This window comes from Actinophytocola sp. (assembly GCF_045807065.1).
GTDB lineage: Bacteria > Actinomycetota > Actinomycetes > Mycobacteriales > Pseudonocardiaceae > Actinophytocola.
In genome coordinates this window covers 1-5463 of the sequence record NZ_JBJMIE010000035.1, presented here as the reverse complement: position 1 = coordinate 5463, position 5463 = coordinate 1, and the positions used below count along the sequence as shown (strand labels likewise).

At 71.1% G+C, this 5463-nt stretch carries 5 protein-coding genes; all 5 read left to right on the top strand.

Annotated features, from left to right (window positions below; all coding sequences use genetic code 11):
- The coding region (locus ACJ73U_RS02015; protein ID WP_407775754.1) for a hypothetical protein at nucleotides 1–573 on the top strand (573 nt) is incomplete at its 5' end.
- Nucleotides 570–2786, top strand: coding sequence for a tetratricopeptide repeat protein (locus tag ACJ73U_RS02010; RefSeq protein ID WP_407775753.1), 2217 nt, complete (start codon nucleotides 570–572; stop codon nucleotides 2784–2786). The genes ACJ73U_RS02015 and ACJ73U_RS02010, both read left to right, overlap by 4 nt.
- Before the next feature lie 16 nt (nucleotides 2787–2802).
- On the top strand, nucleotides 2803–4221 hold the full coding sequence (locus ACJ73U_RS02005; RefSeq protein WP_407775752.1) for a VWA domain-containing protein: 1419 nt from the start codon (nucleotides 2803–2805) through the stop codon (nucleotides 4219–4221).
- Between the two features lie 41 nt (nucleotides 4222–4262).
- Complete coding sequence (locus ACJ73U_RS02000; RefSeq protein WP_407775751.1) at nucleotides 4263–4622, top strand: CU044_2847 family protein; 360 nt, start codon at nucleotides 4263–4265, stop codon at nucleotides 4620–4622.
- A gap of 309 nt (nucleotides 4623–4931) precedes the next feature.
- A complete protein-coding gene (locus ACJ73U_RS01995; protein ID WP_407775750.1) occupies nucleotides 4932–5159 on the top strand; it encodes a DUF305 domain-containing protein in 228 nt (75 codons plus the stop codon).
- The last annotated feature ends 304 nt before the right edge of the window (nucleotides 5160–5463 follow it).

Here is a 5463-nt window from a genome sequence, read left to right as displayed (position 1 = left end):
GAGGCCGACGAGCCGGACGCCCTGCTGGGAGACGTGTTCGCGCCGCTGGTCGAGAGCGGGGCGCGGCTCGTGCTCGGCTTCCACCACGACGACTCCGCCAGCCTGGCGAAGGCCAGGGCGCTGGCCGCTGGCGCGGTCACGAGTCGCGTGGCGGCGTGCGTGGCGCGGATCGAGGCACTTGTCGAGGCCGGGCAGCGACACAAGTCCGACCTCGTGCCCGAACTGTCGAGGGTGTTGAAGCTCCTGCGTCAGGCGATGGCCGAGAACTCCACCGAGGTCGCCGAGAAACTGCCGGACTTGGAGCGGCGCATCGCCCGGGCGGAGCGGAAACAGCGGGAGCAGGTGTCGGCGCGGCGGCGTGCCGATGCCATCTCGGCCGACCGCGGGTTGTTGGAAGCGACGAAGGTCAGAGCGGCGGTGGGCGGGCTGGCCGAGCACCTCGGTCTGACGGTCCTCTACCAGACCGCGCTCGACCTGCTGGCCGAGCCCGCCGACGTGACCGCCTTCCACGACGCCGTGTGGGCCTACCAGGACGCGGTGCGCCGGGAGCTGGCGAAGGGGGAGCGGGAATGACGATGACTGCGTGCACCAGGCGTGGCTGCGCCGGCAGGATCGACGAGACCGGCTACTGCGACCGGTGTGGTCGGCTGCCCGAGCCGGGATCGACCGCGGCGGCGAGCACGAGCAGCGGTAGCCGGCGGTCCCGGGGGAGCGCCGCGTTGACGTTCCCGGTCTTCGACTTCCCCGACCCGTCCAGCCGCATCCTCGACCACCCCCGGGCGCCCGACCGCGTCCGCCGCTGCGCCAACCCCGACTGCCCGGACCGGCCCGCGCTCCCCCCGACGGACGCGGGCTTCTGCCTGGCGTGCGGCACACCGTTCTCGTTCCTGCCGAGCCTCGACGAGGGCGTGCTCGTCGCCGACCAGTACCGGGTCAAGGGGTGTCTCGCCCGAGGTGGCCTGGGCTGGATCTACCTCGCTTACGACACCCATCTGGACGATAACCCGGTGGTCCTCAAAGGACTGATCGACCTCGCCGACGCCGACCTGGCCAGGGTCGAGCGGCAGGCTCTGACCACCCTCGACCACCCGAACATCGTGCGGATCTTCAACTTCGTCACCCACCCCGACGCCCACACCGGCTTGCCCCGCGCCTACATCGTGATGGAGTACGTCGACGGCCTGGCGCTCAGCATCGTCGCCGAGCGGTCCAGACACGGCGCGCTGCCGCTGGGTGAGCCGCTGCGCGTCGAGCACGTGATCATGTCCGGACTGCAGATCCTCGCCGCCCTCGACTACCTGCATGAGCGCGGGCTGCTGTACTGCGACCTCAAGCCGGACAACGTCATGCTGCGCTCCGGCCGCCACGGTGAGCGTGACAACCGGGTCAAGCTGATCGATCTGGGCGGCGTGCGCCCGATCGGCGACCGGGACAGCAAGATGATCGGCACGCAGGGCTTCCAGGTCCCGGACGCCGAGGTCGCCGTCCACGGCCTCACCGTGCGGTCCGACCTGTACACCGCCGGCGAGACCCTGCACCGGCTCTACCTGGCCACGAGCGACCGGTCCGGCCAGCACGGCGGCGCGGCGGAGCAGCGCCGGCTCGCGGTCGGCGTCGAGTCGTTCCGCCGGGTCTGCGACCGGGCCCGGCACCCCGACCCAGTCCGCCGGTTCGCCTCGGCCGCCGACATGGCCGAACAGCTGCGCGGAGTGCTGCGGGAGATCGCGTCGCTGCGTGACGGGACGGCCCGCCCGGCGCGGTCAGCCCGGTTCGCGCCGACCGCGGCGCTGCTCGACGGCGGTCTCGGCGCGGTGCCGCCACTGAGGCGGTGGACGGAGCGGCCCGACGACGAGCCCCTGACCGACGCCGTGCTCGACGCCGGGCTGCCCGCGCCGAGGGCCGCGGCGACCGCGCTACCCGCGCCGCTGGTGTCCCTGGACGACCCCGCCGCCGACTTCCTCGCCGCCGCGGCCGCGGACGACGCCACCCGGTTGCTCGACCAGCTCGAGACTGCGGGCCTGGACACGGTGGAGGCGGCGCTGGCCCGGTGCCGCGCCGCCCTCACCGCACCCGATCTCGACGCGGCGGCGCGGGCCTTAAGACGGGCCCGGGAACTGCTCGACGAGGAGCACGACTGGCGGCTGCGGTGGTACGACGGCCTGCTCGCGCTCGCGGCGGACGACGTGCCGGCGGCTGAGAACGCGTTCGACGCCGTGTACGACGCGCTGCCCGGTGAGGACGCGCCGAAGGTCGCGCTGGCGTTCTGCGCGGATCACCGCGGCCGTCCCGACCGGGCCGAGCCGTACTACGAGGCGGTGTGGCGGCGGGACCGGTCCGTGGTGAGCGCCGTGTTCGGCCTCGCGCGGATACGGCTGGCATACGGCGACCGCGCCGGGGCGGTGCGATCGCTGGACGAGACACCCGCGGTGTCCCGGCACTTCGACGCCGCCCGGATCGCGGCCGTGCGGGTGCTCACCGGGAACCTGGGTGCTGGCCGCCGGCCGTCGCCGGACGACCTGGCGGCCGCCGAGAAACGGATGTCACAGCTGCACCTGGACGGTGGGGCGCCGATCGGTGAGGCGCGGACCCGGTTCGAGACGCTCCTCGGGGAGGCCGAGCTCGGCGTCCTGCTGGCCACACGCGAGGGGGATCCGGCCGACCAAGCCGAGCCGAGGTGGCGACTGTCGCGTTCCTACCGCGCACTCGCCCGGCAGGCCGGGACCAGAGCCGACCACGCCGACCTGGTCGACCTCGCCAACCAGTGCCGCCCCATCACCTTCCGATGACCCGGGGGAGTACGCCATGACCGGAGAGCACGGCTTCAGCGTCGAGGTCAGCCAGAACAAGTATCTGTCCATAGAGGACGAAGAAATGGACGCGGTGCTCGTAGTGACCGCCGGCGGCGCGGCGGCTGAGGATGGCGTGCCGGAACTCGCGGAGGTGATCACCATCGACTGCTCCGGTTCCATGTACTACCCGCCCACCAAGCTCGCCGCGGCGCAGCGTGCGACCCGCACCGCGATCGACGTCCTCCGTGATGGCACGCACTTCGCCGTCGTGCAGGGCAACGAGCGCGCGCGAATGGTGTACCCCGAAACCCCTGAACTGGTGGTGGTCACGCCGGAAACTCGGTTGGCGGCCAAGAGCGCGGTCGCGGAGGTGCGTGCCAACGGCGCCACCGCGATCGGCGAGTGGTTGCGGCTCGCCCGTCAGCTGCTCGATGCGCGTCCCGCCGCCGTGCGGCATGTCACGCTGCTCACCGACGGCCGCAACAACCAGGGCATGGACGTGCTGGAGCACGAGCTGAGGGCCTGCGCACCAGTGTTCACCTGCGACTCGCGGGGGATCGGGGAGGACTGGGAGCCGCGCGAGCTGCTGCGGATCGCCGAAGCACTGCACGGCTCCGCCGACGCCGCGCGGGAGCTGAACGCGCTGGCCGACGAGTTCGAGGCCATGGTCCAGGCGGCCATGGACAAGCTCTTCCCGGAGGTGCGGATCACGGTCAGCACCACCTCGTTGGCCGAGGTGGACTTCCTGCGCCAGACCTTCCCCACCGAGTCCCAACTGGAGGGTGACGCGGACGGACCGCGCGGCATCGCCTTCGCCACCGGATCGTGGGGGGCGGAACAGCGGGAGTTCCACCTCCGCCTGCGGGTAGACCCGGCCGATGCCGAACTCGACCAGGACATCCGGCTTGCCCGCGTCGACCTGCGCCTGCGCCGGCCGGGGGCAACCGAGTTCGAGAACCCGTGCGCCCCCGCGCTGGTCCTCGGGCACTGGACACAGGACCTGACGCTGTCCAGCATCATCGATCCGAAGGTGGCACACCACACGAAGCAGACCGAGCTGGGCAAGGCGATCATGCGCGGGTGTGACGCGCACGACCGCAGCGACACCGCCGCGGCAACTGCCGAATGGGGCCACGCGGTCGCACTGGCCACCAGGCTGGGCAACGACAAGGTGCTCACGCGGCTACTGCGGTTGGTCGAAGTGGTCGGTGAGCCAGCGGACGGCGTGGTGCGGATCAAGCAGGACGTGCGAGCGGTCGACCTGCTCTCGGCGGCCATGGGGTCGGTGGTGTCGAGCATGAGTCCCGACGCGGCGCCCGCGAGCGCGCCAACACCCGCCGTGCTCGATCCGGAAGTGTCCTGCCCGACCTGCCACAAGAACTGGCCGGCGGGCTCAGACTTCTGCGGCGCCTGCGGCGAACGGCTCCGGTGAGCAGGGATGACCGCGGCACGCGGACGAGAGAGAGGTGTTCGGTGACGAACTCGGAACCCGTCCGGTTCCCGCTGGCGAGCGGGGGCTCGGTACTGGTCGAGATCGAGACCCCGCCAGGCGTGGCGCACGCGGGCCGAGCGAGTGGGGTGCTGCGAGAGGCACGCACCACATTCGAGCGGACCCTCGGCGAGGTCCGCGACGCGGCCGCGGCCGCGCTGGCACAGTTCACCGCGATGTCCAGGACCCCCGACGAGGTGGAGCTGAAGTTCGGCATCAAGCTCGACGCCGAGGCCGGCGCGATCATCGCCCGCACCGGAATCCAGGGACAGTTCGAGGTAAAGCTCAAATGGCGAAATGGGGCGTCTATTCAGGACGAGGAACCCGAGTCCCAGCCGGGGTGACGCGCGGACGGGCACGGTCGCGACCGCGATCCCGGTCGTTGTCGTCCGGCACCAGGATCCAGTACCCGATGTCTGGGGCTGTCACCTGACCACGTCTCAGCTTGTCAAAAGATGGTTCTGGTACGAGAGTGAGGCTGGTCTGGGCGAGGAAGCCGTTGAGGAGGTCGGGTCGGTACTGGATGCGTTTGAGGCGGTTGCGGACGATCGCGCGCGTTCGACATCGAAGGTGGGCTGCAGGCGCAGTTCGGCATGATGACCGGGTGGCTGAACCTGTGAGCACGTCCCGGGTACCTGGAGTCCGGAAAGCGCATGACCTGGATGCCCGACATGGCGGACGGCCACGTGTACTTCCTGCAGTTGATGCTGCGCCACCACCAGGGAGGCCTGCCGATGGCACGCTACGCCGCCGAGCACGCCGGGGTCGGTGTCGTCCGCAACCTCGTCGACAAGATCGTCCGTGCTCAGACACACGACAGCCGGGTGATCACTGACATGCTCACCAAACGCGTGGCCGTGCCGCTGGCGTCCTCGAACTGACAGACAGGCCACTACGGCGCAGCGGTCGTTCGCCGCGGCGCCGGCAAGACCCCGTTACGTGGCGGCGTGCGGGCGGAGGAGGCCGCGGACATCGCGCTCGCCGTGTTCAGCCCGGATACTCACCGCCTGCTGGTTGACGACTGTGGTCGGCGCGATGGCACACGTGGGCCATCGACGTCCTCGTCCGGCAATTCGCCGATTTCGCCGCTGTGTAACCTCGGTTGCGTCGGCGGGCTGACGAGGCGGTGGGCGAGTGCGGCGGACGTTGGTGGCCGGGGCTCTGGTCGCCGTCGTGGCGGTCACG